Origin of the sequence: Pseudomonas sp. B21-048 (genome assembly GCF_024748615.1) — a bacterium.
Classification (GTDB): Bacteria; Pseudomonadota; Gammaproteobacteria; order Pseudomonadales; family Pseudomonadaceae; genus Aquipseudomonas.
On sequence record NZ_CP087168.1, the window covers coordinates 3,397,089 to 3,419,731 of the forward strand.

Here is a 22,643-nt window from a genome sequence, read left to right on the forward strand (position 1 = left end):
CGCCATCGGCCATCCATGGCCGGGGGCGGCTAACCCGGCATCCATGCCGGGTTGCCCACTGCGCAGAACCTCCTCTCGGCCTCTCGAGGCGGCCTACCGGCCGGCCTGTCTCTTCAAACGTACGCGCTCCCACAGGTTCAACGCCACTTTGGCTCTGGCTGTTGATCTTGCTTTGGCTTTGGCTTTGGCTTTGGCTTTTGATCTTGATCTGCCCCGTCGGAAGGCCGAACGCAGGTTCTGCGCAGTGGGCACCGCGGCAAGGATGCCGCGGTAGCCGCCCCCGGCCATGGATGGCCGATGGCGGCGGGCCCACGGAGCAGGACCGGAGTGAGGGCATGGCGAGCCTAGGCGAGCCACCGTACGTCAGGGGCGAAAAGCGTTTGGTTACTTGGCGCTTTTCCAAGTGACCCGCCGTAAGGGCGGAACCCTAAGCCGCCGTTACCGCAGAAATGGATATGTACCCCGACCAAAAATACAGCTCGGCTATCAGGCCGCCAACCCCTTCCCCGCCCGCTCCAGATTGCGCCACAACCAAACAGGCAACACATCAGGATCCAGACTGTCGATCAGATTCTTCAACGCCAGCCCCAACTCCGTATCCCCCTCAATCACCAAACGCCGGCGAAAGAACAGCGTATCCGGATCTTCCTGACGACTCGCCAGCAGTAAAAACTCCCGCCAATTACCACTGATCGTCACATGTGCCACGGCGTGCTCCGCAATCCGCAACCCTTTACCGCTGAGCGTCAGATACCAGGACAACCCCAGATCCGGAATCCGCAAACACAACCAACGCCCACGCAAAACCTCGAACTCACCATCGCGCAACGGCTCGGCGAGGCAGCGATTCAGCGCCTGCTGCAACGCCAGCCGCTGCACGGCAAAAGGCACCCGGCGCACCAGCGGCAACACCCGGTCGGCACCTTTCAACAGCCACTTTTTTCGATTCAACACAGGCCGACCTCCTCAACGCGCAGCATGCCGGCCTGGCCATGCCAATAACCATTGCACCCTTCGACGAACAGCGGCGGTGTCTCGCCCAGACGAACCCGTTGATACGCCTCGACCACCTCTGCCATGCCCTGAGCACGAGGGCTCAAGCGCAACAAATCGGCGCCACAAGCCACCAGCCCGGAATAATCGGCCAGCAGATTGGTCACCTCGGCCGACATCGTTTGAATACCATTGAGGGTGAACAGCGCCTGCCCTTCCTGGCTGGTCAGCGCCAAGCCATCGGGGTAGTTGATGCAGCAAAACTGGCAGTCATCCTTGGGCCGGTTTTCCGCCCGAGCCGTAAAGCAGCGGGCGGAATAGGCCAACGGCAAATGCCCATAGGCGAAGATTTCAACTTCCGGCACTGCGCGGCCCAACTCGCGGACCTGTTCGATCACATCACTAATCAGCGCCGCCGAACATTCCACGGGCGGTACCCAGCGGGTCATGCCGCTGTCGAGCAATTGCGCCAATGAGTGACCGTTGTACAAATTGAGAGCCGGGCCGCCCACGAACGGCAACTTGCGCTCGGCCAGGAATTGCACCGCGCCCATGTCGTTGGCTTCCACCAGCAATTGGCCGTTGTCGCACAGCCGACGCAGGCTAGAGAGTTCGGACGCAGCTTCGATCAGCGTCAGGCTGGAAAGCACCAATTGCGCCTGGCTGCATTCCTGCAACTCACGGCCCAAACCCAGCCATTGATCCAGTGAAAAGGCCCGACGTTTCGAGCACACGGTTTCCCCCAGATAAATCACATCCAGGGGCAAGGCCGACATCTCGGCGTAAAAGTTGCTGAGTTGTTCTTTGTCCCAATAAAACAGGACCGGTCCCAGGCTGAGTTTCATGTCGAACCCCTCATTGCCATGATCGATGATAAGCACCCAGGGTGGTCTGGCTGCCTTCGGACAAACCGGCCAGCACCTGACGCCATTCGTCCTTGACCCGAAAACTGCCCGGCGCGCCACGATGGGCGTCCAGTGCCGCGCGCCAGACACGGGTGACTTGTTCGACATAGGCCGGGCTGCGTTGACGGCCTTCGATTTTCACCGCTTCGACGCCGATGGCCGTCAGTTCCGGCAGTAAGTCCAGGGTGTCGAGGCTGGTGGGCTCCTCCAGCGCATGAAAACGTTTGCCATCGACCAGGAAACGCCCCTTGCACAAGGTCGGGTAACCGGCCGGTTCGTCAGGGGTGTAGCGATCGATCAGCACTTCGCTGAGGCGCGCGCTCAAGCCTTCGGCGTCCTCGCTCCAGCGCACCGCTTTGGCCGGTGAACAGACACCGCACAGGTTCGGCGACTCGCCGGTAATGTAGGAAGACAGATGGCAACGCCCTTCAGCCATGATGCATAAGCTGCCGAAGCCAAAGACTTCAATGGGCACCGGGCTGCTGGCAGCGACCTGACGTACTTGCGCCAACGACAACACCCGTGGCAGCACCGCGCGGCGAATGCCGTAGCGCTGCGCATAAAACTCCAGCGCCGCGGCATGGGTCGCCGAGCCTTGGACCGACAGGTGCAACGGCAATTGCGGGTGACGCTGACTGGCGTAGTTGAGCACCCCGGGGTCGGCGGCGATCAGCGCATCGACGCCGAAATCGGCGGCCCGATCCACCGCTCGCTGCCAGCGCTCCCAGCCCTTGGGTTGCGGGTACGTGTTGACCGCGACGTAGAGTTTGCGTTGATGCTGGCGAATGTGGGCGACCGCGGCGTCGAACTGTTTGTCGTCCATGTTCAACCCCGCGAAATGTCGGGCGTTGGTGTCATCGCGAAAGCCGACATAGACGGCATCGGCGCCTTGGCGCACCGCCGCTTTAAGCGCAGGCAGGTTCCCTGCCGGGCAGACCAGTTGCATGGGTAATCCTCATGAAAAAACGCATCCGGGCCCTCCTCTGATGCCCGGGAAACGAGGGGTTCGGGGCAATCGAAAAAGGCGCTGCCAGTCTAGCCAGACCGGCAGGCACGGCCTTGACGGCAATCAATTGCCATCAATGCATCAGCTCGGCGAAGGACAGGAACATCACGTTGTCGTGCTTGAGCACTTGCTGCTCGCACTCGATCACCGCCAGCCCATCGGCCCAGCACGCGGCGGTCAACATCGCCGAGCTTTGCTGAGGGTGCAGTTCCACGCTCAACTGGCCATTGGCGCCGGGCGTCAATCGGGCCCGCAGGTACTGTCGACGCTTGTTACGCTGCAACCAGTCGAATCCGGCTGGCACGGCCAACGGCACCGGCAGTACGTCAGTCACGCCTTGGGCCCTGAGCAGGAACGGACGCACCACCACCAACGCGGTGATCAGCGCCGCCGACGGATTTCCCGGCATGCCGATCCACGGTTTACCGGCCACTTCGCCAAACGCCAATGGCTTGCCCGGCTGGATGGCCAGCCGCCAGAAATCGACGTTGCCCAGCTCCTCGATCGCCTGCTTGAGGTGATCTTCCTCGCCCACCGACACGCCACCGGAACTCAACAGCAGGTCGCATTCCGAAGATGCCAGGCTCAAGGCATGCCGGCTGGCCGCCAACTCATCGACCATGACGCCATAGTCATGCACCTCGACACCCCAGCCGCGCAACAACGCGGCGAGGCAATACCGATTGCTGTTGTAAATCTGCCCCGGCGCCAACGAATCGCCCGGCTCACGCAGTTCATTGCCGCTGCTGAGCAGGCACACCTGCAACGGCCGATAGACCTCGACCCGCGCGATACCAGCACCGGCCAACAATCCCAGCTCCTGTGCGCGCAGGCGTTTGCCGGCCTTGAGCAACAAATCCCCGCAGCGAACTTCCTCACCCTCCTTGCGCACATGGTCGCCAACGGATACAGGCGGAAACCAGACGCGCTCGCCCTCGACCCGACAGCGTTCTTGCGGCACCACGGTATCGGCACCCGGTGGCAATGGCGCACCGGTAAAGATCTGCACCGCCTGCTGCGCGAGCAAGGGTGAACTTGCTTGATCCCCCGCCGCAATGCGCCCGCCAATCGATAAACAGCCGCCCGCCTGGGGCAAGTCAGCCGCCCTGAGGGCATAGCCGTCCATGGCACTGTTGTCCCAGGCCGGCAGGTTCACCGGGGAATGAATGTCCGCCGCCAGCACCCGCCCCATGGCTTGATTCAGACGAACCCTTTGCGCCAGGGGTGGCGGCGGTGCCTGGTCCAGCAGACGGCTGATGGCCTCGTCCACCGGCATCAGGTTGCCCATGTCGCACACCCGGCCGGTCATGAGCGTGTCCCGCAGGCGTCGATGATCCGCTGCGCTTGCGGTTTCAAATGCGGGGCGAAATTGCACGGGCCGGTGCGACTGTCCAGTTGTTCGAGCAGGATCTTGTTCCAGGCCGTCCGGCAGGCACCCGGCGAGCCTGGCACGCAACACACCAGTACGCCGTTACTCATGCCGGCCAGTGCCCGGGACTGCAGGCTGGACATGCCGATTTCCTCCAGAGACACCTGGCGGAACAGTTCGCCAAAGCCTTCCACATGTTTGTCCAGCAATGGCAAGACTGCTTGCGGCGTGTTGTCGCGAGCGGTGAAACCGGTGCCGCCGGTCATCAACACCACCTGCACCTGGGGGTCGGCGATCCACCGGGAAACGGTGGCGCGGATCTGATAAATGTCGTCCTTGACCAGCTCACGATCGATCAACACATGCCCGGCCGTTTGCAGCAAATCCGTCAGGGTCTGCCCCGACGTGTCGGTGTCGAAGGTGCGCGTATCGCTGATGGTCAGTACGGCGATGTTCAGGGGTTCAAACGTGCGTTGCGCCAGATGGGCCATATCCAGGTCTTCCCGTAGATGAGGGTATGGCCCAAAGCCTGAACCGGAATAGCGAGCGAGCCTATTCCTCCAAGGAGGTACCTCGTCGGGGACATTAGGGAATACCAGTCAGCGGTGATGACAAGTAGCACACACACCTGTGGCGAGGGAGCTTGCTCCCGCCGCTGGGCTGCGGAGCGGCCCCAAAAACCTGCCACCGCAATTCTTCAGGTAGACAGCATCCGCCGTTTTACGACTGCTTCGCAGCCGAACGGGACGATGCGGCGTTCCGACAAGCTCCCTCGCGACAGGTTTTGTGCTCGGCGCATCATTTCGTGAGTCGTTGAAAAGTGTTCACGGCGCCAACCGGCTGCGCTTCCACAGACCCTCGCGCAACCGGTAATCGAGTCGATCATGCAAGCGGTCGGCCCGCCCCTGCCAGAACTCCAGACGCTCAGGGTGCAGGCAGTAGCCGCCCCAATGCTCGGGACGCGACACGGTCTGGCCGACAAAGCGCTTGATCGTTTGCGCCAGCATGGATTCCAGCGCTGCGCGACTGGCCAGCGGACGGCTCTGCGGTGAAGCCCAGGCCCCCAGGCGACTGGCCATGGAGCGAGAATCGAAGTACGCATCCGACAACGCCGGATCGAGCCTGGACACCTGGCCTTCGATACGCACCTGACGCTCCAGCCCCGGCCAGAAAAACGTCATCGCCGCATAGGGATTGGCGGCCAATTGCTGACCCTTGTCGCTCTGGTAATTGCCGAAGAACGTAAAACCTTCATCGCTCAACCCCTTGAGCAGCAGAACCCGACAGTGCGGCCGTCCTTCTGGGTCGACCGTCGCCAACACCATGCTATTGACCTCGACAGGTGCGCACTCGGTGTCTCGGGCCTGTTGCAGCCATTGCCGGAACATCGCCAGCGGATCGTCCAGCGCCGCTTCATCTTGCAGGCCATTGAGGGTGTAGTTGCGGCGCATCTGAGCCAGGGAAAGCGGCATGACGGTGATCTCCGGAAGGTTTTACGCAGTGTGCGAGGCACTGCGCGATACCACCTTGACCGCCATCAACACTGTCACCTACTTGAGACGCAGACGCCGCGCCAGTTTGTGCAGGTTGCTGGGGTCGACTTCGAGGATGCGCGCGGCGCTGGCCCAGTTGTCCCCGGACAGGCTCAGGGCCTGAAGGATTTTCTTGCGCTGGTAGTCGTCGACGGCTTCGCCCAAGGGCTGGAACGGCAGATCAGCCGTCACCTCCGGGGACGGCTCAACCACCGCCCCCGGTGCCGCCATCAAGTTGTCCAGATCGAGAATTTCAGACTCCAGGGTCATGATCAGCGCGCGACTCGTCCCGCGACTGAGTTGCTTCAATGCGGCGCGACTGATCACATGCTCCAGTTCGCGCACATTGCCCGGCCAGGTATAAAGCAGCAGCGCGCGTTCGGCCGCCGGCGACAGGCGCAAACCACGCAGGCCGAGCCGCGCCCGATTGAGTTCAAGGAAATGCCCGGCCAGCATCAGCACATCGTTACCGCGCTCACGCAACGGCGGAATCGGCACCGGATACACCGAGAGCCGGTGATACAGATCGGCGCGAAACAAGCCGTCGCGGATGCTGTCCGGCAGGTGCCGGTTGGTGGCGGCGATGATGCGCACATCGACGTGCAGCGGCTTGTCGGCGCCGAGGCGCTGGATCTCGCCGTTCTGCAGGGTGCGCAGTAACTTCGCTTGCACGGCCAATGGCAACTCCCCGACTTCATCGAGAAACAGCGTGCCGCCGTTGGCGGCATCGAAGCGTCCGGCACGGTCACTGGTGGCGCCGGAAAACGCGCCTTTGACATGCCCGAACAACTCACTCTCTGCCAGCGACTCCGGCAAGGCGGCGCAGTTAACGTGTATCAGCGGTTTGTGGTGGCGCCTTGAAAGACGATGCAAGCGTCGGGCGAACAGCTCTTTGCCGACGCCGGTCTCGCCCAACAGCAATACCGGCAGATCGGAGTCGGCCAGTACATCCAGCTCATTGAGCAACTGATGCAACACCTCACTTTGCCCGAGGATCTCGCCTTCCTCGACCGGCATTCGCAAGTCCTGGGGATCGCTGCGGGACAAACGCAAGCTGCGGTTTTCCTGCTCGAGCCGCGTAACCCGCACGGCGGCTTCGATCTGCAAGGTGCAGCGCTTGAGCTCCTCCCGCGCCCGGCTGTCGAAGGTCCCGGCGTGCAGCGCATCGAGGGTGATCGCGCCCCAGATCCGCCCCTCGACATAAAGACTCACGCCCATGCAGTCATGCACCGGCAGCGGTTCGCCGACGTGGTTGTCGAGCAAGCCGTCATAGGGGTCCGGCAGGCGACTGTCGGGTTCGAACCAGGTTGGCTCGCGCGACGCCATGATGGCCGCCAGCCGGGGATGCTGGGCGATGACGAACCGGCGCCCCAACGCTTCATGAACCAGCCCCACCGTCGCCACCGGCCTGAGGCTATCGTCATCCAGACGCAGCAAGCCCACGGCGCCACTGTTGAAGTATTCGCGCAGGGTCTGGACCAATCGTTGCAATCGCACGGCATTGGGCAACTCGACGATCAGGTCGGCTGCCAGGCTTTCTCGCAGCATGGTAGTAATTACCCTCTATGGTTGGATTTACCCTGAAGCATCGGGGTAGCTATCACCACAACTAAAAATTAATCGATGTTTTTCAATCAGTTGAAAATGGCATGCCGGATGCAATGAGCCTGGGGAACCGTTGAAACCCAAACAAGGAACCCTGATGAGCCAGACCCTATTGGAACAAAGCCTCGGCCAACTGGCCTGCGACATTCCCGGTGCCACCCGGATCTTCCACACCTTCAAACTGGACTTCTGTTGCGGCGGGCAAAAAAGCCTGCGTGAAGCGGCCCTTGGCAAAAACCTCGACCCGGTCCTCATTGCCGACGCCCTGCACATGCTGCAAGACAGCGGCGAAACCCAGCACGACTGGCGCAACGAACCGTCGGAACTGCTGATCGCTCACCTTCTGGCGCGCTACCACGCCCGTCACCGCGAGCAATTGCCGGAACTGATCCGTCTGGCTCGCCGCGTCGAGCAGGTCCATGGGGCGCGCAGCAGTTGCCCCAACGGCCTGGCCGATCTCCTGACCGACATGCAGCAAGAACTCGAAGGCCACATGCTCAAGGAAGAACAAGTGCTGTTCCCGATGCTGCAACAGGGCATCGGTCCTCAAGCGGCTCCGCCGATCCAGGTATTGCGCTTCGAACATGATCAACATGGCGAGGCACTGGAGAAAATGCTCGCCCTGACCGATCACATCACCCCGCCTGCCGATGCCTGTAACACCTGGCGCGCCCTCTATCGCGGGCTGCTGGAATTCAAAGACGACCTGATGCAACACATCCATCTGGAAAACAACGTGTTGTTCATCAACGCCCTGAACCCTCGTCATTGATCGATTGCCGATCCCTCCCAGCCCGCGCCAGCCCACCGGTTGACGCGGGTTTTGTTTGCAAGGGACATTTTGCGATCAGCCATGCCAATAGAACATGGCCTTGGCCAGGATCACGATCAACACCATGTGCCCGAGGATGCTGCGGCGAATCCAGCTGGCACGCGTCGCGGTCAGGCGCGCATGGGTCAGCCAATAGGCCAGCAGCAAGTAATGACCAATGATGCTCAGGGCCAGGATGATCTTCAGGCTCAGCAACGTACCAAAGCTGCTGCTCAGCGGCTGACTCAATGCGCCCCGGTACTGCCACGCCAGGCCGATGCCGGCGCCATACAACAGCAACACCACGCCATGCAGCACCTTGCGCGAGCGCACGGCAATCGCCTGATCCGCCGTGGATTGCGCGGTATCCGCCAACTGCTGACGGGCGCGATGCCAGATAACCACCTCGAAAAACAGCGTGCCGATGAAGGCAATCGCCGCCAGCAAATGCGTGACCAGTAAAAAGGGATACATCAGCGCCAGCCTCTGTCCGTTCGCGTGCTCATCCCGGATGACCGTCGACCCGGGTCCGCAGCAGCATCGGCCCATAGCGCCAGGCGTACAGCGCAAATGCCAACGCCCAGCACAGACCGGCCAGCCACAATGCCGGCAAGGGAAAGAACTCGATCAACACAACCCGGCTCAGGCACGCCAGATTGAGCAAGATGAACGCCAGGGTCATCCCCGACGGCGGTTCGAGCGCACGGCCGGTATGCCCGAGGCTGACTCGGGCGATCATCGCCAGCACCAGACCGCCCATGGCACCGATCGTCAGGCAATGCACCGCCAGGCTCGGATTGATCGGCGCGCCGAAATGCCACAGCGCCATCCCGAGACACGCCACCGCCAACCAGCCATAGGCCAGGTGCAGCGACCACAGCAACGGTACGTGCCAGAGTGCCCGGTCATGCCAGCGCACCAGTCGCACCAGATGCCCCGCCGCCAGCATCGCGAACAGCAGGCCCACCCAGACATTGGGGTTAAGCGCAGGCCCTGCGGCATATAACAACGCCACCAGCGGCGAACCCACCAACAGCAGTCGATCCAGCCAGGGCCAGGCGGCAACGCCTTCAACCCGACCAAGGCCACGCTGGGTGAAGAACGGAATCACCCGCCCGCCGATCAACCCCATCATCGCCGCCACCAGCCAAATGCCGGTCAGCACGCCTTGGCGCTGCCAACCTTCATGCCCCTCGACCAGGCCGTACAGGGACAACCCGTCGGCCACGGCCAATAACAACAGAACCACCACAATCGGGTAGTTACGTTTCTGCCGCACCTTCCACAGGGTGAATCCCATGAGCACCGCCACCGCCAACGGGAACGCCATTTCCAGCACCGCAAGCAACGGCCACGGCGCATTGGCCAGCCAGGCCACCCGCGCCAATAACCACAGCAACGCCAAAGCGGCCAACGGTTTGCCGCTGAGGCCGGGGCGAGCGGTCCAGGTCTGCACCGCCGTCAGCAGAAAGCCCGCGATCATCGCCAAGCCGAACCCGAACAATAATTCATGCCGATGCCAGCCCAGCCAACCGCCTGCCGGCTGCCAGTCGGACATCGAACCGCTGAAGGCGGTCAGCCAGAGCGGAATGGCCAGCACCGCCAACAGGCAGCCGGCGAGGAAAAACGGCCGAAAGGCCAGCCGTAACAGCGGCGCGATTGCCATCGCTTTACGGCGGTCAAGCACTTGCATAAAGCCACTCCTCTACCTGTTTGCTGACCTGGCGCCAACCCGCACGCGCCGAGGTAAATCCAGGGCCAATCATCGGGCATTACCGATCCATTGCCTTTGTCACAGATCAAGTGTGCAAGGGACGTGCCCCGATGCCGAGCGCGCGCCCTTTGTGGCGAGGGAGCTTGCCCCCTCCCCACAAGGGGCTCCCGATCAGGGTACAAATGACCCTTTGATGGTTATTTAAACCCTAAACATCAAGGTGTTTTTTACCCTGATCGCTGCCCCCCCCCCAATAAACAAGGCCCTCCCAAGCCTGGCCCGCGTCTTGCTCAGCATGGGCAACCTTTTAGAAATCCCGGATTCCTCTCGATTACCCGGAGTCGTCATGAAAAAAGTCATCCAGCCACTGGCCTGGTTTGTTGTGCTGACCTCAATCCTGGCCCTGGCCAGCGGCGTTTCCCTGGTTCTCGTCTGACTTGATCCCCCCCTTTCTCAATCCTCAGGATGAATTCTCATGGTGCTTCATCGCGTCCATCACCAGATTCTGCGCAGTCATCACTTGTTCGAGCCGTTGAATGAAGAACAGCTGGATGAATTGATGAGTACCAGCCACTTGCTGAGCATCGACAAAGGCGAGCCATTGTTCCGTCAAGGTGAGCCGGCAGATTCGTTCTATTTCATCATTGCCGGCGCGGTGAAAATCTACCGGCTGACACCCGATGGGCAGGAGAAAGTGTTCGAGGTCATCAGCGATCGACAAACCTTCGCCGAGGCGATGATGCTGATGGACACCCCAAACTATGTGGCCTCGGCCGAAGCGATCTGCCCCACCCAGCTCTACCGGTTATCCAACAGCACCTACATGCGCCTGCTGCAGAGCAATAGCCGGCTGACCTTTGCACTGCTGGGCAAGCTCTGCGTTCGCTTGCATCAACGGGTCAACGAAATCGAAACCCTGTCATTGAAAAACGCCACCCACCGGGTCGTGCGTTATCTGCTGACGCAACTGGTACGCCAGCAAACCGTAGACAGCCAATTCGAGCTGCCGATGGCCAAGCAACTGATTGCCGGGCATCTGTCGATCCAGCCGGAAACCTTTTCGCGGATTATCCGCCGCTTGATCGATGAAAACATCATCACCCAGGACGGCCGTCAGATCGCCATTCTGGATCGTCTGCGCCTGGAACAGTTCGAGTGAGTGCCATGCCCGTCTGCCTGTATTGCCAACACGCCAACCCACCACAAGAAATCGAGTGCCGCCAATGCAGCATGCCTCTGCCGGCATTGGCCGCACATGCAGCGCAACGTCGGTTGCGCCGATTCAAGTGGTTCTGCATCGGCCTGACAATCTTCTGCGTGACGATGTTTTTCTGGCTGCCGCGCAGCATCAGCTGATGCTGCGTTGATCAACCCGGGGTTCAAGGTTGAGTCAGCTGGCGGTACAACTGCGGCAAGCGCAGAGGTAACTGCTCAGGCTGACGGATCAAGGTGTAGCCATTGGCGCCAAACATGTACGGCAGGTAATCCCCGGCCTCGCGATCGATCGTGATGCAGAACGGCGTCAGCCCCTGACGCCGCGCCTCCAGCACCGCCTCGCGGGTGTCTTCAACACCGTAGCGTCCCTCATACAAATCCAGATCATTGGGTTTGCCATCCGTGAGCAGCAGCAACAGTTTGCTGCGCCGCTTGCTGTTGCCCAGCAATTGCGTGGCCTGGCGAATGGCGGCGCCCATGCGCGTGTAATACCCCGGTTTGAGCCCTAGAATGCGGCCTCGAGTATTGTCGTCATAACGCTGGGTGAACGCCTTGAGTTCCTGCAGGCGCACTTGCTGACGGCGCAGCGAGGAAAACCCGTACAGGGCAAAATCATCACCCAGCACCGACAGGGTTTCGCCGAACAGCAGCAGGCTGTCGCGGATGACGTCGATGACGCGGTGCTCATCGTTCAGGTGGGCGTCGGTGGACATCGATACGTCGGCCAGCAACAGGCACGCCAGGTCGCGGCGGGTCTGTCGTTGCTCCATGAACAGACCACGTTCGGCACACTGGCCATGCTCGCGTTCAACGTGAAAATCCAGCCAGGCCTGCATGTCCAGCTCAGAGCCCTGGGGTTGCTGGCGTAACCATTGACGATCATTACGCAGATGCTCGAACTGGCGCCGCAAGCGGTGCGCCGAGGCCTTCAAACGCAATGGCAACGGTTGTGCCTCACAGTCGCGGGGCACCATCATTTGCAGATTGACGAAACTGTCCTGCATTTGTTGTTTGCGGTAGTCCCACTCCGGCAACTTAATGCCCTCGCCGAGGGGAATATCGTCGACATCGGCCGGTGGCAAATCCAGGTGCAGCTTCAGACCACCGCCCTTGCGCAGACGGGTGCGCGACAGCGTCAGTTCATCCAGGTCATCGGCGACTCGGGCGGCGTCCGGGTCTTCGCTGTCGTCCGACCAGCGATCAAGGTCCACGTGTTCGGTCCAGCTGAACAGGTTCTCCAGGCGCACGATTAACAACCCGCCGTCGCGGCTGCCTTCATCGATCCGCGTCGCGCGTTTACGCCCGCTTTTCTGTTCGCCGGGTGGCGTGGTCAAAGACTCTTCGGATTCATCGCCCAGATCTGCAGCCTGCGGGCTGGCGAGGTTTTGTGGCGGGTACAACCACAGCGGTAGCGGCCACGCGGCCCGTTCGCTGCGAGGAAAATGTTCGACACTGCCCGGTTCGCGCAGCGCCTGGCATAGCGCCCGTTCCAGTGCGGCTTCGCTGGCATTCAGCGAAGCCGGATCGGGGCGCAATTGCAGATGGGCATCGACCAGACGTTTATAGCGAGTACGCAGCGCGGGATAGCGTCGCAACAACTGTTGCGTCCAGCGTTGATTGTCCCGCCCCCAGTGACGCATCGGCCCGGCCTGTGCCGCCAGCAACGCGAGCCAGCGATAGAGTTCCTCATTCAGTGCGACTTCAGGGAAGACCGCCAGGCTCGATGGCAGCCGCAGATTACTCGCGTCACACCACGCCAACGGCACTTGTTTGCAGGTGCCGGCGATCTGCTGCAACACGTTTCGGCGCAGCAGCAGATCGCGGTCGCTGGCGGCTTCCACACCGATGCCATTGGCGCCGCCCATGGCACGAAACAACAGCGCCAGCGGGCGTTGCTGACTGGCCAGTTCAACCCGTGCTTCAGGGAAGTCCGGGCTGGCACGCCGGGTGATGAAACGATGCCAGACACTGCCTACCCACTCTTCCAGTTCGACGGTAAACGCCATGATGCTTGCCCTTCCTGGAAACCAAAAAAACGGCCCGCTGTATCAGCCGGGCCGACCTTTTCTAGCCATTGCACTCGTTCATGAAGGTACAACCGCAGCCGGGGCGCGCAACGCTGCGCGGCTACGCTGTTTGAAGCTGAGCAGGTAACAGAGCAAGCCTGCGAAGAAGCCGAGACCGGCGCCCAGACGCGCCCAGAACAGTACCTGCAGATGTTCGACCGTGGCCATGAATGGCAACGCAATCCCGTCGGCCTGCCAACGTTGCAGGTAAACCTGTACGACACCGGCAGCGGTCAGGAACAGCGTGATCATCACCATCGACAGGGTCATCAACCAGAAGCCCCAGATTTCGAAGGTCTGCGAACGCTCGTCAGCGGCTTCACCCAGCCCGCGCAAACGCGGCATGGCGTAGCTGATCAAGGTCATCACGATCATCGCGTAAGCACCGTAGAAGGCCAGGTGACCGTGCGCCGCCGTCAGTTGCGAACCGTGGGTGTAGAAGTTGACCGGTGCCAGGGTGTGCAGAAAACCCCAGACGCCCGCACCGAAGAACGCGGTGACCGTGGTGCCCTTGGCCCACAGTGTGGCGGCGCGGTTCGGGTGTTGCCGGCGACGGTTCTTTACCATGCTGAAGGCGAAGATCACCATGGCCAGGAACGGTAGCGGTTCGAGTGCCGAGAAGATCGAGCCCACCCACAACCAGACCTCAGGCGCACCGATCCAGAAGAAGTGGTGACCGGTACCGATGATCCCGGTAATCAGCGCCATGGCGATGATCACATAGAGCCATTTCTCCACGACTTCCCGGTCGACCCCGGTGATCTTGATCAGGACGAAGGCGAGCATCGAACCCATGATCAGTTCCCACACGCCCTCCACCCAAAGATGCACCACCCACCACCAGTAGAACTTGTCGCGGGCCAGGTTGCCGGGGTTATAGAAGGAGAACAGGAAGAACACCGCAAGGCCGATCAGCCCGGTCATCATCACCATGCTGATCGTGGTCTTGCGACCTTTGAGCAGGGTCATGCCGATGTTGTAAAGAAAGCCCAGGCACACCACCACAATGCCCATCTTGGTGATGGTCGGCTGCTCCAGGAACTCCCGACCCATGGTCGGCAGCAACTCGTTGTGGGTCAGTTTGGCCAGGCCCGCATAAGGCACCAGCAGGTAGCCGAGGATCGTCAGCACGCCTGCCGCGGCGAATACCCAGAACAGGATGATCGCCAGCTTCGGGCTGTGCAGTTCGCGGTCGGCCTCTTCCGGAATCAGGTAGTAGGCAGCGCCCATGAAGCCGAACAGCAGCCAGACGATCAGCAGGTTGGTGTGCACCATCCGCGCCACGTTGAAGGGAATGATCGGGAACAGAAAGTCTCCGATCACGTATTGCACGCCCATGATCAAACCGAACAGCACCTGACCGAGGAACAGCATCAAGGCAAACACGAAGTACGGTTTGGCCACGGCTTGCGAGGCGAATTTCAGATGTGGATTAGCAATGCTCATCGCTTAGCCCTCCTTGTTTGGCGGCCAGCCATTAGTGTTGATGTTCGAGCTCCATTTGAGGAACTCGGCGATGTCATCCACCTCCTGCTCGCTCAACTTGAACTGCGGCATCGCTCGCCGGCCCGGTACGCCCAGGGGCTGCATTTTCATCCAGGCATGTAGAAAGGGTTTGAAGCCCGCCTCCCCGCCGCGCCGCTGAAACACGTTGCCCAGCTCAGGCGCAAAGTAGGCGCCCTCGCCCAGCAGCGTGTGGCAGCCGATGCAGTTGTTTTGCTCCCAGACCGTCTTGCCGCGGATCACTGATTCGGTTAACTGCGCTTCATTACTGCGCACTGGGAAGGTCTGTTCCGTGTGATAGGTCAAGGCCAGGAATATCAGGAAGAAGAAAACGCTTCCCCCGAAGTAGATATTCCTGGCCATGCCTTTGGTGAAGGTCTCTGACATGGTCGCTTCCTCTTTGCTTGGCCTGCCCATGATAGGAAGCAAGGCTTGAAAGCTGCTTGATGGCGATCAAGAAAGGCAGATGGTTTGGGTCAGGTATTGGCATCAGGACCCCAGGTACCAACCTGTGGCGAGGGAGCTTGCTCCCGCTGGGCCGGGCTGGCGCTCCAGCGCGCAGCGGCCCTAAAAACAGTCACCGCGAATATTCAGATAGAAAGCAGGCACAGGTTTTACGGCTGCTTCGCAACCGAGCGGGAGCAAGCTCCCTCGCCACAGGTTGGCTAGCCGACCAACACCAGCGTCAGCCCCACAACGACTGCCAACACCAACGCCCAGCTCACCATCAACCCGCGCCACAATCGCGGGGCATGGCGCATTTCCATGAAGCCATCGGCAATCAACCAGGCCTTGCCGACCGCCACCAGCAAAATGGCCACCGACAGCAGCCACGTCGCGCCCATCTGTGCCAGCAGCACCGTGCACACGCTTAACGTGGCCAGCGCTGCCCAGCAGACCAGCAAAAACCTGGAAGCCGACATCAGAACCTCCGTCAATTCAGAACGTAGACCAGCGGAAACAGCACGACCCAGATCAGATCGACCATGTGCCAATACAGCACACCCGATTCAAGCCCGCTTCGGTTGGCGGCGTTGTACAGGCCACGACGGCAACGCTCGGCCAGCCATCCGAGAATGACCATGCCGAGCAGTACATGGAGAAAATGAAAACCGGTGAGGATCCAGTAGAGGGTGAAAAACGTGTTGTGCTCCATGCCCAGCCCCGAGGCCAGCAAGTGTCGGTATTCCGTGACCTTCAACACCACGTAGACACTGGCGGCAAGCAACGCTGCCAGCAGGTAGACAGCGCCGTGGCGAGACCGGGAGCGCTTGACTTGCTCCTGGGCCAATGCGGCGAACAGCCCGGCGGTGAGCAGGCTCAGGGTCATCGCCAGGCCGGTAGAGGTGTTGAGCAACATTCGGCTTTCGCCGAACAGCTGCGGCTTGAGTGCCTGGGTCACGGCGAACGCCAGAATCAGGATGGCGAACACCGACAGCTCGGCCAGAATGAAAAACCACATGGCCAGATCACCCGGCAAGTGACCCGGTGCAACGCGTCTGGACTCAGCCGAAGTGGACATCAACCACGCCCATCAGCGCCGCAACCGTCAACGGATCATCGCTCAGCGGCTCGGCCAGGCAGGCCATGCACGCTTCACGCGGGCTCATACCGGAGCGGATCATTCGCGCGGTAAAAATCAGCAGCCGCGTCGAGGCGACTTCCTCAAGATCATGTTGATCCAGCCTTCGCAGGGCCTGCCCCAGCCTGACCACTTGCGCCGCCAGCGTGCTGTCCACCTGAGCTTCCCGGGCGACAATGCGCTCTTCATCGGCCGCCGGCGGATAACCGAAACGCATCGCCACGAAGCGTTGGCGGGTGCTGGGTTTCATGCCTTTGAGCAGGTTCTGGTAGCCGGGGTTGTACGACACCACCAGCATGAATGATGGCGGCGCCTGCAGCACTTCGCCGGTGCGTTCCAGGAACAACTCGCGACGATCGTCGGCCAGTGGATGCAGTACGACCACGGTGTCCTGCCGCGCCTCGACCACTTCGTCCAGATAGCAAATACCACCTTCACGTACCGCGCGGGTCAATGGCCCATCCTGCCACCAGGTGCCCTGGGCACCGATCAGATGGCGGCCAATCAGGTCGGCGGCGCTCAGATCGTCATGGCAAGCCACGGTGTACAGCGGCAGTTTCAGCCGATGGGCCATGTGCTGGACAAAGCGGGTCTTGCCGCACCCCGTCGGGCCTTTGATCAGCACCGGCATGCCGTGTCGCCAGGCTTGCTCGAACAGTGCCTCCTCATTATTGAGCGGTTGATAGAAGGGTTCACAAGACTGGATTCGGTCCATGGGCTGTCTGTTCCAAAAGCGGATTCAAGTCACACGCTACGGGCCCCTGCGACAACCTGGCAAGTGACATGGCCGGCAAACTTGATCCCGGTCAAGCAAGCATTGGCCTGCTCGGGCATAGCCTTGCACGGCACTAAGAACCTGCGTTCTGCGCTGCCGTTTCAGCACATCGCAAAGGTCTTGCCTGAGGAGAAATGGAATGCTGATCAGCAATAGAAAAACGTTTGCTCTGACTGTCGCCACATTGTGTTCGGCGCTGGCCCTTGCGGTGACTCATGCGGCCCGGGCCGACGAGCCTGCCACCCCACCACCCATGGTCAAAACCGCTGGCGCTCCCGACATGAGCCAAGCCGAGTTCGACGCGTCCAAGGAAATTTACTTTCAGCGTTGCGCCGGCTGTCACGGCGTTCTGCGCAAAGGCGCCACCGGCAAACCACTGACACCGGACATCACCCAGTCCCGTGGCCAACCGTTTCTGGAGGCGTTGATTACCTACGGTTCACCGGCGGGCATGCCGAACTGGGGAACGTCGAATGCGCTGACCAAGGATCAGATCACGTCAATGGCCAAGTTCATTCAGCACGCGCCGCCGACGCCGCCTGAATGGGGCATGGCCGAGACGCTGAAAACCTGGAAAGTGCTGGTCAAGCCTGAGGACCGTCCGAAGAAGCAACTGAGCAAACTCAACCTGCCGAACCTGTTTTCGGTGACATTGCGCGATGACGGCAAGATTGCCTTGATCGACGGTGACAGCAAGAAAATCGTCAAGCTGATCGAGACCGGTTATGCGGTGCACATCTCGCGGATCTCCGCCTCCGGTCGCTACCTGCTGGTGATTGGTCGAGACGCGCGGATCGACATGATTGACCTGTGGCCCGTGGAGCCGACCAAGGTCGCCGAAGTCAAAGTGGGCATTGAGGCGCGCTCGGTGGAGACCTCCAAGTTCAAGGGCTACGAAGACAAATACACCGTCGCCGGCTCCTATTGGCCACCGCAATTCACCATCATGGATGGCGAAACCCTGGAACCCAAACAGATCGTCTCGACCCGCGGCATGACCGTCGACAAGCAGGAATACCACCCGGAACCCCGGGTCGCGGCGATCATCGCCTCCCATGAATGGCCGGAGTTCATCGTCAACGTCAAGGAAACCGGCAAGGTCATGCTGGTCAATTATCAGGACATCAAAAACCTCACCATCACCTCCATCGATGCCGCGCCTTTCCTGCATGACGGCGGTTGGGACAGCACGCACCGTTACTTCATGACCGCCGCCAACAACTCCAACAAAATTGCTGTGATCGACTCCAAAGATCGCAAGTTGACCGCGTTGGTGGAGGTCGGCAAAACCCCTCACCCCGGTCGCGGCGCCAACTTCAACCACCCGACCTACGGCCCGGTCTGGGCCACCAGCCATCTGGGTGATGACGGCATTTCCCTGATCGGCACCGACCCGGTCAAACACCCGCAATACGCTTGGAAACAGGTCGCCTCACTCAAGGGCCAGGGCGGCGGATCGCTGTTTATCAAAACCCACCCTGACTCCCGTCACTTGTATGTCGACACCACCCTCAACCCGGACGCCAAGCTGAGCCAGTCGGTAGCAGTGTTCAACATCGACAAACTCGACGCCGGCTACACCGTGCTGCCCATCGCCGAGTACGCCGGCATCAAGCAAGGCGCGATGCGGGTGGTGCAGCCGGAATACAACAAGGCCGGCGATGAAGTCTGGTTCTCCGTGTGGAGCGGTCAATCAGAGGAATCGGCGCTGGTAGTGATCGACGACAAAACGCTGAAGCTCAAATCAGTCATAAAGGACAAACGACTGATCACACCCACCGGAAAATTCAACGTCTACAACACCCAACACGACATCTATTGAGCTCCATCAATGCAAGGAATCCCCATGAAAAATATTCTGTTTTCACTGTTCGCCCTGACCGCTGCGCTGAGTGTGCAGCCGGCCATGGCCCAAGACGGCCAGGAGCTGTTCAAGAGCAAACCCTGCGCCGCCTGCCATTCCATCGACACCAAGCTGGTCGGCCCGGCGCTCAAGGATGTCGCGGCCAAGAACGCTGGCGTGGCCGGGGCCGTGGATACCCTGGCCAGCCACATCAAGAACGGTACGCAAGGCAACTGGGGCCCGATGCCCATGCCGGCCAACCCGGTGACGGATGAAGAAGCGAAGACACTTGCAACCTGGGTCCTGAGTCTCAAATAGCCAACTGGAGGGCGTCATGAAGGTTTATCGACACGCTGCGATTCTGGCGGCCCTCCTCCTCTTTTGCGCGACCTCGGTTGCGGCGCCTGACGCCAAGCGTCAGGCCCAACTTGAACACCTGCTGGCCCAGGACTGCGGCGCCTGCCATGGGCTGCACATGACCGGCGGGCTGGGTCCCGACCTGACCCGCGCAACGCTGGCGGGCAAATCCAGGGACAGCCTGATAGCCACCGTCACCCAAGGCCGGCCCGGCACCGCGATGCCCGGTTGGGCCCCGCTGCTCAGCCCGGACGACATCCGTTGGCTGGTCGATCTTCTTCTCCAGGGATATCCCGCACCATGATCCGTTCAACCCTGCTTTTAGCGGCGACCGGGCTGTTGTTGTCCGCGTGTGTTCAGCCACCGTTGCGTGGCACCGGCGATCTGGGGGTGGTGGTGGAGCGCGCCACCGGCAGCGTGCAAATCATTGAAAGCGACACCCGCACGGCACTGGCCCGACTCGAGGGTTTGGGCGATCTGTCCCATGCCTCGGTGGTGTTTTCCCGCGACCAGCGTTATGCCTATGTATTCGGTCGCGACGGCGGGCTGAGCAAAATCGACCTGCTGACCCAACGCATCGATCAACGGGTGATACAGGGCGGTAACAGCATCGGCGGTGCGATCAGTCAGGACGGCAAGCTCATCGCCGTGTCCAACTACGTGCCCGGCGGGGTCAAGGTGTTCGATGCCGAAACCCTGCAGTTGGTGGCCGATATACCGGCCACGCCCCTGGCCGATGGCAGCAAGCGCTCACGGGTGGTCGGCCTGGTCGATGCGCCCGGTCAACGTTTTGTGTTCAGCCTGTTCGATACCGGCGAGATCTGGACCGCCGATTTCAGTCAGGGCAACACACCGCAAATCAGCCGTTTCACCGACATCGGCCAGCAACCCTACGACGCGCTGATTACCCCGGACGGTCGCTATTACATGGCGGGACTGTTCGGCGAAGACGGCATGGCGCAACTCGACCTCTGGCATCCGGAACGCGGGGTGCAGCGGGTGCTCGGTGATTACGGACGCGGCCAGGCGAAATTGCCTGTCTACAAAATGCCGCACCTTGAGGGTTGGGCCGTTGCCGACAATCAAGCCTTCGTGCCCGCCGTCGGCCGTCATCAGGTGCTGGTGATGGATTCGCGCACGTGGAAGCAGACCGCTGCCATCCCGGTGGCCGGCCAACCGGTGTTCGTCACGTCGCGCCCGGACGGTCGGCAGCTGTGGGTCAATTTCGCCTACCCGGACAACGATCGGGTTCAGGTCATCGACAGCGAAACCCATGCCGTGGTCGCCGATCTGCGGCCAGGGCCAGCGGTGCTGCACATGGAATTCACCGCGCGTGGCGACCAGTTGTGGTTGTCGTTACGCGATGGCGATCAGGTTCAGGTCTGGGACCCGTACAGCCTGAAGCCGTTGAGCACCCTTCCCGCCACCGCGCCGAGCGGCATCTTCTTCAGCAGTCGCGCGCAAAAAATGGGCTATTGAAATGAACCTCGACCTGCTCAGCCGCCAACTGATCGACCGCTTCCAGCACGGCATGCCGCTGTGCGCGGAACCTTATCAGGAGATGGCGCGGATTCTCGGTTGTCCCGTGGCCCAGGTAATGGCTTGCCTGGAAGAAATGGATCAGGCCGGCACCCTCTCACGGATCGGCCCGGTGTTCGAACACAGTCGCGCCGGGGCCAGCACCCTCGCCGCCCTCGCCGTGCCCGCCGAACGCTTGCAACAGGTTGCCGAGCGCGTCAGCCAATATCCCGAGGTCAACCATAACTATGCACGGGAGCATTTCTACAACCTGTGGTTTGTGCTGACCGGCCCTGATCGCCAACACATCGAAGGCGTTCTCGAAGAACTTGAGAAAGACACCGGCCTCATGCCGCTGGATCTGCCGATGTTGACTGCTTACCGCATCGACCTCGGGTTTGCGCTGGGAGAAAGCCTATGACGCCGGGGTTGAATCCCAAACAGGCACTGGCGCTGCGTCGGCATCTGGAAGGCGGGTTGCCGCTGGTATTGCGCCCCTATCAGGCCCTCGCCGAACGGATAAATGCCGACGAAAGTCAGGTGCTCGCACAAATGCACCAATGGCATGAGCAAGGGCTGTTTCGCCGGGTCGGTCTGGTGCTCAACCATCGTGCGCTGGGTTTTACCGCCAACGCCATGCTGGTGCTGGATGTTCCGGACGCGCTGATCGACGAAGTCGGCCAGCGCCTGGGGCAAGCGCCCGGCATTACGCTCTGCTATCAACGGCCGCGGCGCCTGCCGCAGTGGCGCTACAACCTGTTCTGCATGGTTCACGGACGTCAACGTGCGCAAGTCGAGGCGCAGATCCAGGCGTTGCTGGATGAGCATCTGCTGAGTGATCTGCCCTATCAACTGCTGTTCAGCACCCAGCTTTTCAAACAACGCGGTGGACGCTTTGCACCCTCACCAACAGGCGCCACCCCCCATGGATGACCTCGACCGTCGGCTGATCAACCGCCTGCAACTGGGCCTGCCGCTGGTGCGCCACCCGTGGCAGGCACTGGCCGCCGAACTGGAGAGCAGCAGCACCGAATTGCTCGATCGCCTCCATGATTTGCTGGAAGACGGCATGCTCACGCGCTTCGGCCCGATGTTCGATATCGAACGCCTCGGCGGCGCCTTCACCCTCGCGGCGCTGGCGGTACCGGAGGAGCGTTTCGATGAGGTCGCCGAGCAACTGCACGCCCTGCCTGAAGTGGCGCACAACTACCGACGCGAACACGCCTGGAACATGTGGTTTGTGCTCGGCTGCCCGACCGAGCAAGGTATCGTCGAAACCCTGCAGCACATCGAAGCCCTGACCGGCCTGCCGCCGCTCAACTTGCCCAAAGAGGAGACGTACCATGTCGGTCTGTACTTCCCGGTCTGAAGACACCCTGGCTCAGCGTCTGATCGAGTTGACCCAGGCCGGCCTGCCATTGCTGGACGACCCGTGGGCCTGGCTCGCCGAACAGCTGGAGCTGAGCATCGAATCCACCCTGGATTTGCTCAAGCGCTTGCAGGCCGAGGGCGCCATCCGGCGCATCGCCGCCGTCCCCAACCACTATCGCCTGGGCTATCGCTACAACGGCATGACGGTCTGGGATGTGCGCGACACCGACATGCCGCGCCTCGGGGCGCTAATCGGTGCGCAACCCTACGTCAGTCATTGCTACCGACGCCCGCGCCGAACCGCGTGGCGCTACAACCTGTTCGCCATGGTCCATGGCCGCAGCCGCGAGGAAATCGACAGCTACCGCGAACACCTGCGCTACTTGCTGGGCGACGCCTGCGCCGCCGACGAGATGCTGGTGAGCAGTCGCATCCTGAAGAAAACCGGTTTGCGGCTACCACCAGCGCCACGCTGAAC

Annotated in this window: 26 protein-coding genes; 11 read left to right on the forward strand and 15 right to left on the reverse strand. The window is 61.2% G+C overall.

Going from position 1 to position 22,643, the window contains the following annotated elements; translation table 11 throughout:
* Positions 1-486 precede the first annotated feature (486 nt).
* The 7 genes from LOY56_RS15795 to norR form a co-directional block, all read right to left on the reverse strand.
* Entirely contained in the window at positions 487-954 is a 468-nt protein-coding gene (locus LOY56_RS15795) for an SCP2 domain-containing protein (RefSeq protein WP_258615428.1), read from the reverse strand.
* Entirely contained in the window at positions 948-1,838 is an 891-nt protein-coding gene (locus LOY56_RS15800; protein ID WP_258615429.1) for a U32 family peptidase, read from the reverse strand. The genes LOY56_RS15795 and LOY56_RS15800 overlap by 7 nt, the downstream gene beginning before the upstream one ends.
* 10 nt (positions 1,839-1,848) lie before the next feature.
* Positions 1,849-2,844 carry a peptidase U32 family protein gene (locus LOY56_RS15805; RefSeq protein ID WP_258615431.1) on the reverse strand — a complete coding sequence of 332 codons (996 nt, stop codon included), beginning with the start codon at positions 2,842-2,844 and terminating at the stop codon, positions 1,849-1,851.
* 133 nt (positions 2,845-2,977) lie between these two features.
* Positions 2,978-4,213: a gephyrin-like molybdotransferase Glp gene (gene glp, locus LOY56_RS15810; protein WP_258615432.1), complete on the reverse strand. Its 1,236-nt coding sequence runs from the start codon at positions 4,211-4,213 to the stop codon at positions 2,978-2,980.
* Positions 4,210-4,764 (reverse strand): molybdenum cofactor biosynthesis protein B, encoded by a 555-nt coding sequence (gene moaB, locus LOY56_RS15815; protein ID WP_258615435.1) that lies wholly within the window; start codon positions 4,762-4,764, stop codon positions 4,210-4,212. The genes glp and moaB overlap by 4 nt, the downstream gene beginning before the upstream one ends.
* A gap of 333 nt (positions 4,765-5,097) precedes the next feature.
* Positions 5,098-5,745 (reverse strand): pyridoxamine 5'-phosphate oxidase, encoded by a 648-nt coding sequence (gene pdxH, locus LOY56_RS15820; RefSeq protein WP_258615436.1) that lies wholly within the window; start codon positions 5,743-5,745, stop codon positions 5,098-5,100.
* A 78-nt stretch (positions 5,746-5,823) separates the two neighbouring features.
* Complete coding sequence (gene norR / locus LOY56_RS15825) at positions 5,824-7,353, reverse strand: nitric oxide reductase transcriptional regulator NorR (protein ID WP_258615439.1); 1,530 nt, start codon at positions 7,351-7,353, stop codon at positions 5,824-5,826.
* Positions 7,354-7,507: 154 nt separating this feature from the next.
* On the opposite strand from norR, the gene ytfE reads away from it, so the two are divergent.
* A complete protein-coding gene (gene ytfE, locus LOY56_RS15830; RefSeq protein ID WP_258615447.1) occupies positions 7,508-8,182 on the forward strand; it encodes an iron-sulfur cluster repair protein YtfE in 675 nt (224 codons plus the stop codon).
* Positions 8,183-8,257: 75 nt separating this feature from the next.
* On the opposite strand, the gene LOY56_RS15835 is transcribed toward ytfE, so the two are convergent.
* The gene (locus tag LOY56_RS15835) at positions 8,258-8,695 is read right to left on the reverse strand and encodes a CopD family copper resistance protein (RefSeq protein ID WP_258615448.1); all 438 of its coding nucleotides are present in this window, start codon (positions 8,693-8,695) and stop codon (positions 8,258-8,260) included.
* A 28-nt stretch (positions 8,696-8,723) separates the two neighbouring features.
* Entirely contained in the window at positions 8,724-9,914 is a 1,191-nt protein-coding gene (locus LOY56_RS15840) for an NnrS family protein (protein ID WP_258615450.1), read from the reverse strand.
* Between the two features lie 496 nt (positions 9,915-10,410).
* Here LOY56_RS15840 and LOY56_RS15845 point away from each other — a divergent pair, with 496 nt between their 5' ends.
* Both LOY56_RS15845 and LOY56_RS15850 read left to right on the forward strand, forming a co-directional pair.
* Positions 10,411-11,094 carry a Crp/Fnr family transcriptional regulator gene (locus LOY56_RS15845; RefSeq protein ID WP_008075049.1) on the forward strand — a complete coding sequence of 228 codons (684 nt, stop codon included), beginning with the start codon at positions 10,411-10,413 and terminating at the stop codon, positions 11,092-11,094.
* Positions 11,091-11,291 (forward strand): protein DnrP, encoded by a 201-nt coding sequence (locus LOY56_RS15850; RefSeq protein ID WP_258615454.1) that lies wholly within the window; start codon positions 11,091-11,093, stop codon positions 11,289-11,291. Before LOY56_RS15845 ends, LOY56_RS15850 begins: the two co-directional genes overlap by 4 nt.
* A gap of 23 nt (positions 11,292-11,314) precedes the next feature.
* Here LOY56_RS15850 and LOY56_RS15855 read toward each other — a convergent pair whose 3' ends face one another.
* The 6 genes from LOY56_RS15855 to LOY56_RS15880 form a co-directional block, all read right to left on the reverse strand.
* On the reverse strand, positions 11,315-13,156 hold the full coding sequence (locus LOY56_RS15855; RefSeq protein ID WP_258615455.1) for a nitric oxide reductase activation protein NorD: 1,842 nt from the start codon (positions 13,154-13,156) through the stop codon (positions 11,315-11,317).
* A gap of 78 nt (positions 13,157-13,234) precedes the next feature.
* The gene (locus LOY56_RS15860; protein ID WP_258615457.1) at positions 13,235-14,662 is read right to left on the reverse strand and encodes a cbb3-type cytochrome c oxidase subunit I; all 1,428 of its coding nucleotides are present in this window, start codon (positions 14,660-14,662) and stop codon (positions 13,235-13,237) included.
* A gap of 3 nt (positions 14,663-14,665) precedes the next feature.
* Positions 14,666-15,106 carry a cytochrome c gene (locus LOY56_RS15865; protein WP_105341013.1) on the reverse strand — a complete coding sequence of 147 codons (441 nt, stop codon included), beginning with the start codon at positions 15,104-15,106 and terminating at the stop codon, positions 14,666-14,668.
* A 278-nt stretch (positions 15,107-15,384) separates the two neighbouring features.
* On the reverse strand, positions 15,385-15,642 hold the full coding sequence (locus LOY56_RS15870) for a cytochrome C oxidase subunit IV family protein (protein WP_258615459.1): 258 nt from the start codon (positions 15,640-15,642) through the stop codon (positions 15,385-15,387).
* Positions 15,643-15,653: 11 nt separating this feature from the next.
* On the reverse strand, positions 15,654-16,241 hold the full coding sequence (locus tag LOY56_RS15875; RefSeq protein WP_258615466.1) for a cytochrome c oxidase subunit 3: 588 nt from the start codon (positions 16,239-16,241) through the stop codon (positions 15,654-15,656).
* Positions 16,225-17,016 (reverse strand): CbbQ/NirQ/NorQ/GpvN family protein, encoded by a 792-nt coding sequence (locus tag LOY56_RS15880; RefSeq protein ID WP_258615469.1) that lies wholly within the window; start codon positions 17,014-17,016, stop codon positions 16,225-16,227. Before LOY56_RS15880 ends, LOY56_RS15875 begins: the two co-directional genes overlap by 17 nt.
* A 313-nt stretch (positions 17,017-17,329) precedes the next feature.
* Between LOY56_RS15880 and nirS the strand changes: the two genes are divergently transcribed.
* The 8 genes from nirS to LOY56_RS15920 are packed head-to-tail and all read left to right on the forward strand — an operon-like array spanning position 17,330 to position 22,641.
* Complete coding sequence (gene nirS, locus LOY56_RS15885; RefSeq protein WP_258622698.1) at positions 17,330-18,898, forward strand: nitrite reductase; 1,569 nt, start codon at positions 17,330-17,332, stop codon at positions 18,896-18,898.
* A gap of 24 nt (positions 18,899-18,922) precedes the next feature.
* Positions 18,923-19,237 (forward strand): c-type cytochrome, encoded by a 315-nt coding sequence (locus LOY56_RS15890; protein ID WP_052964437.1) that lies wholly within the window; start codon positions 18,923-18,925, stop codon positions 19,235-19,237.
* Positions 19,238-19,253: 16 nt separating this feature from the next.
* Entirely contained in the window at positions 19,254-19,580 is a 327-nt protein-coding gene (locus LOY56_RS15895) for a cytochrome c (RefSeq protein WP_258615473.1), read from the forward strand.
* Entirely contained in the window at positions 19,577-20,755 is a 1,179-nt protein-coding gene (locus LOY56_RS15900; protein ID WP_258615474.1) for a cytochrome D1 domain-containing protein, read from the forward strand. Before LOY56_RS15895 ends, LOY56_RS15900 begins: the two co-directional genes overlap by 4 nt.
* A 1-nt stretch (position 20,756) precedes the next feature.
* Positions 20,757-21,215, forward strand: coding sequence for an Lrp/AsnC family transcriptional regulator (locus tag LOY56_RS15905; RefSeq protein ID WP_258615475.1), 459 nt, complete (start codon positions 20,757-20,759; stop codon positions 21,213-21,215).
* The gene (locus LOY56_RS15910; RefSeq protein WP_258615476.1) at positions 21,212-21,727 is read left to right on the forward strand and encodes an AsnC family protein; all 516 of its coding nucleotides are present in this window, start codon (positions 21,212-21,214) and stop codon (positions 21,725-21,727) included. Before LOY56_RS15905 ends, LOY56_RS15910 begins: the two co-directional genes overlap by 4 nt.
* Positions 21,720-22,163 carry an Lrp/AsnC family transcriptional regulator gene (locus LOY56_RS15915; protein ID WP_258615477.1) on the forward strand — a complete coding sequence of 148 codons (444 nt, stop codon included), beginning with the start codon at positions 21,720-21,722 and terminating at the stop codon, positions 22,161-22,163. The genes LOY56_RS15910 and LOY56_RS15915 overlap by 8 nt, the downstream gene beginning before the upstream one ends.
* Positions 22,138-22,641: a nitrite reductase gene (locus LOY56_RS15920; RefSeq protein ID WP_258615479.1), complete on the forward strand. Its 504-nt coding sequence runs from the start codon at positions 22,138-22,140 to the stop codon at positions 22,639-22,641. The genes LOY56_RS15915 and LOY56_RS15920 overlap by 26 nt, the downstream gene beginning before the upstream one ends.
* Positions 22,642-22,643 lie beyond the last annotated feature (2 nt).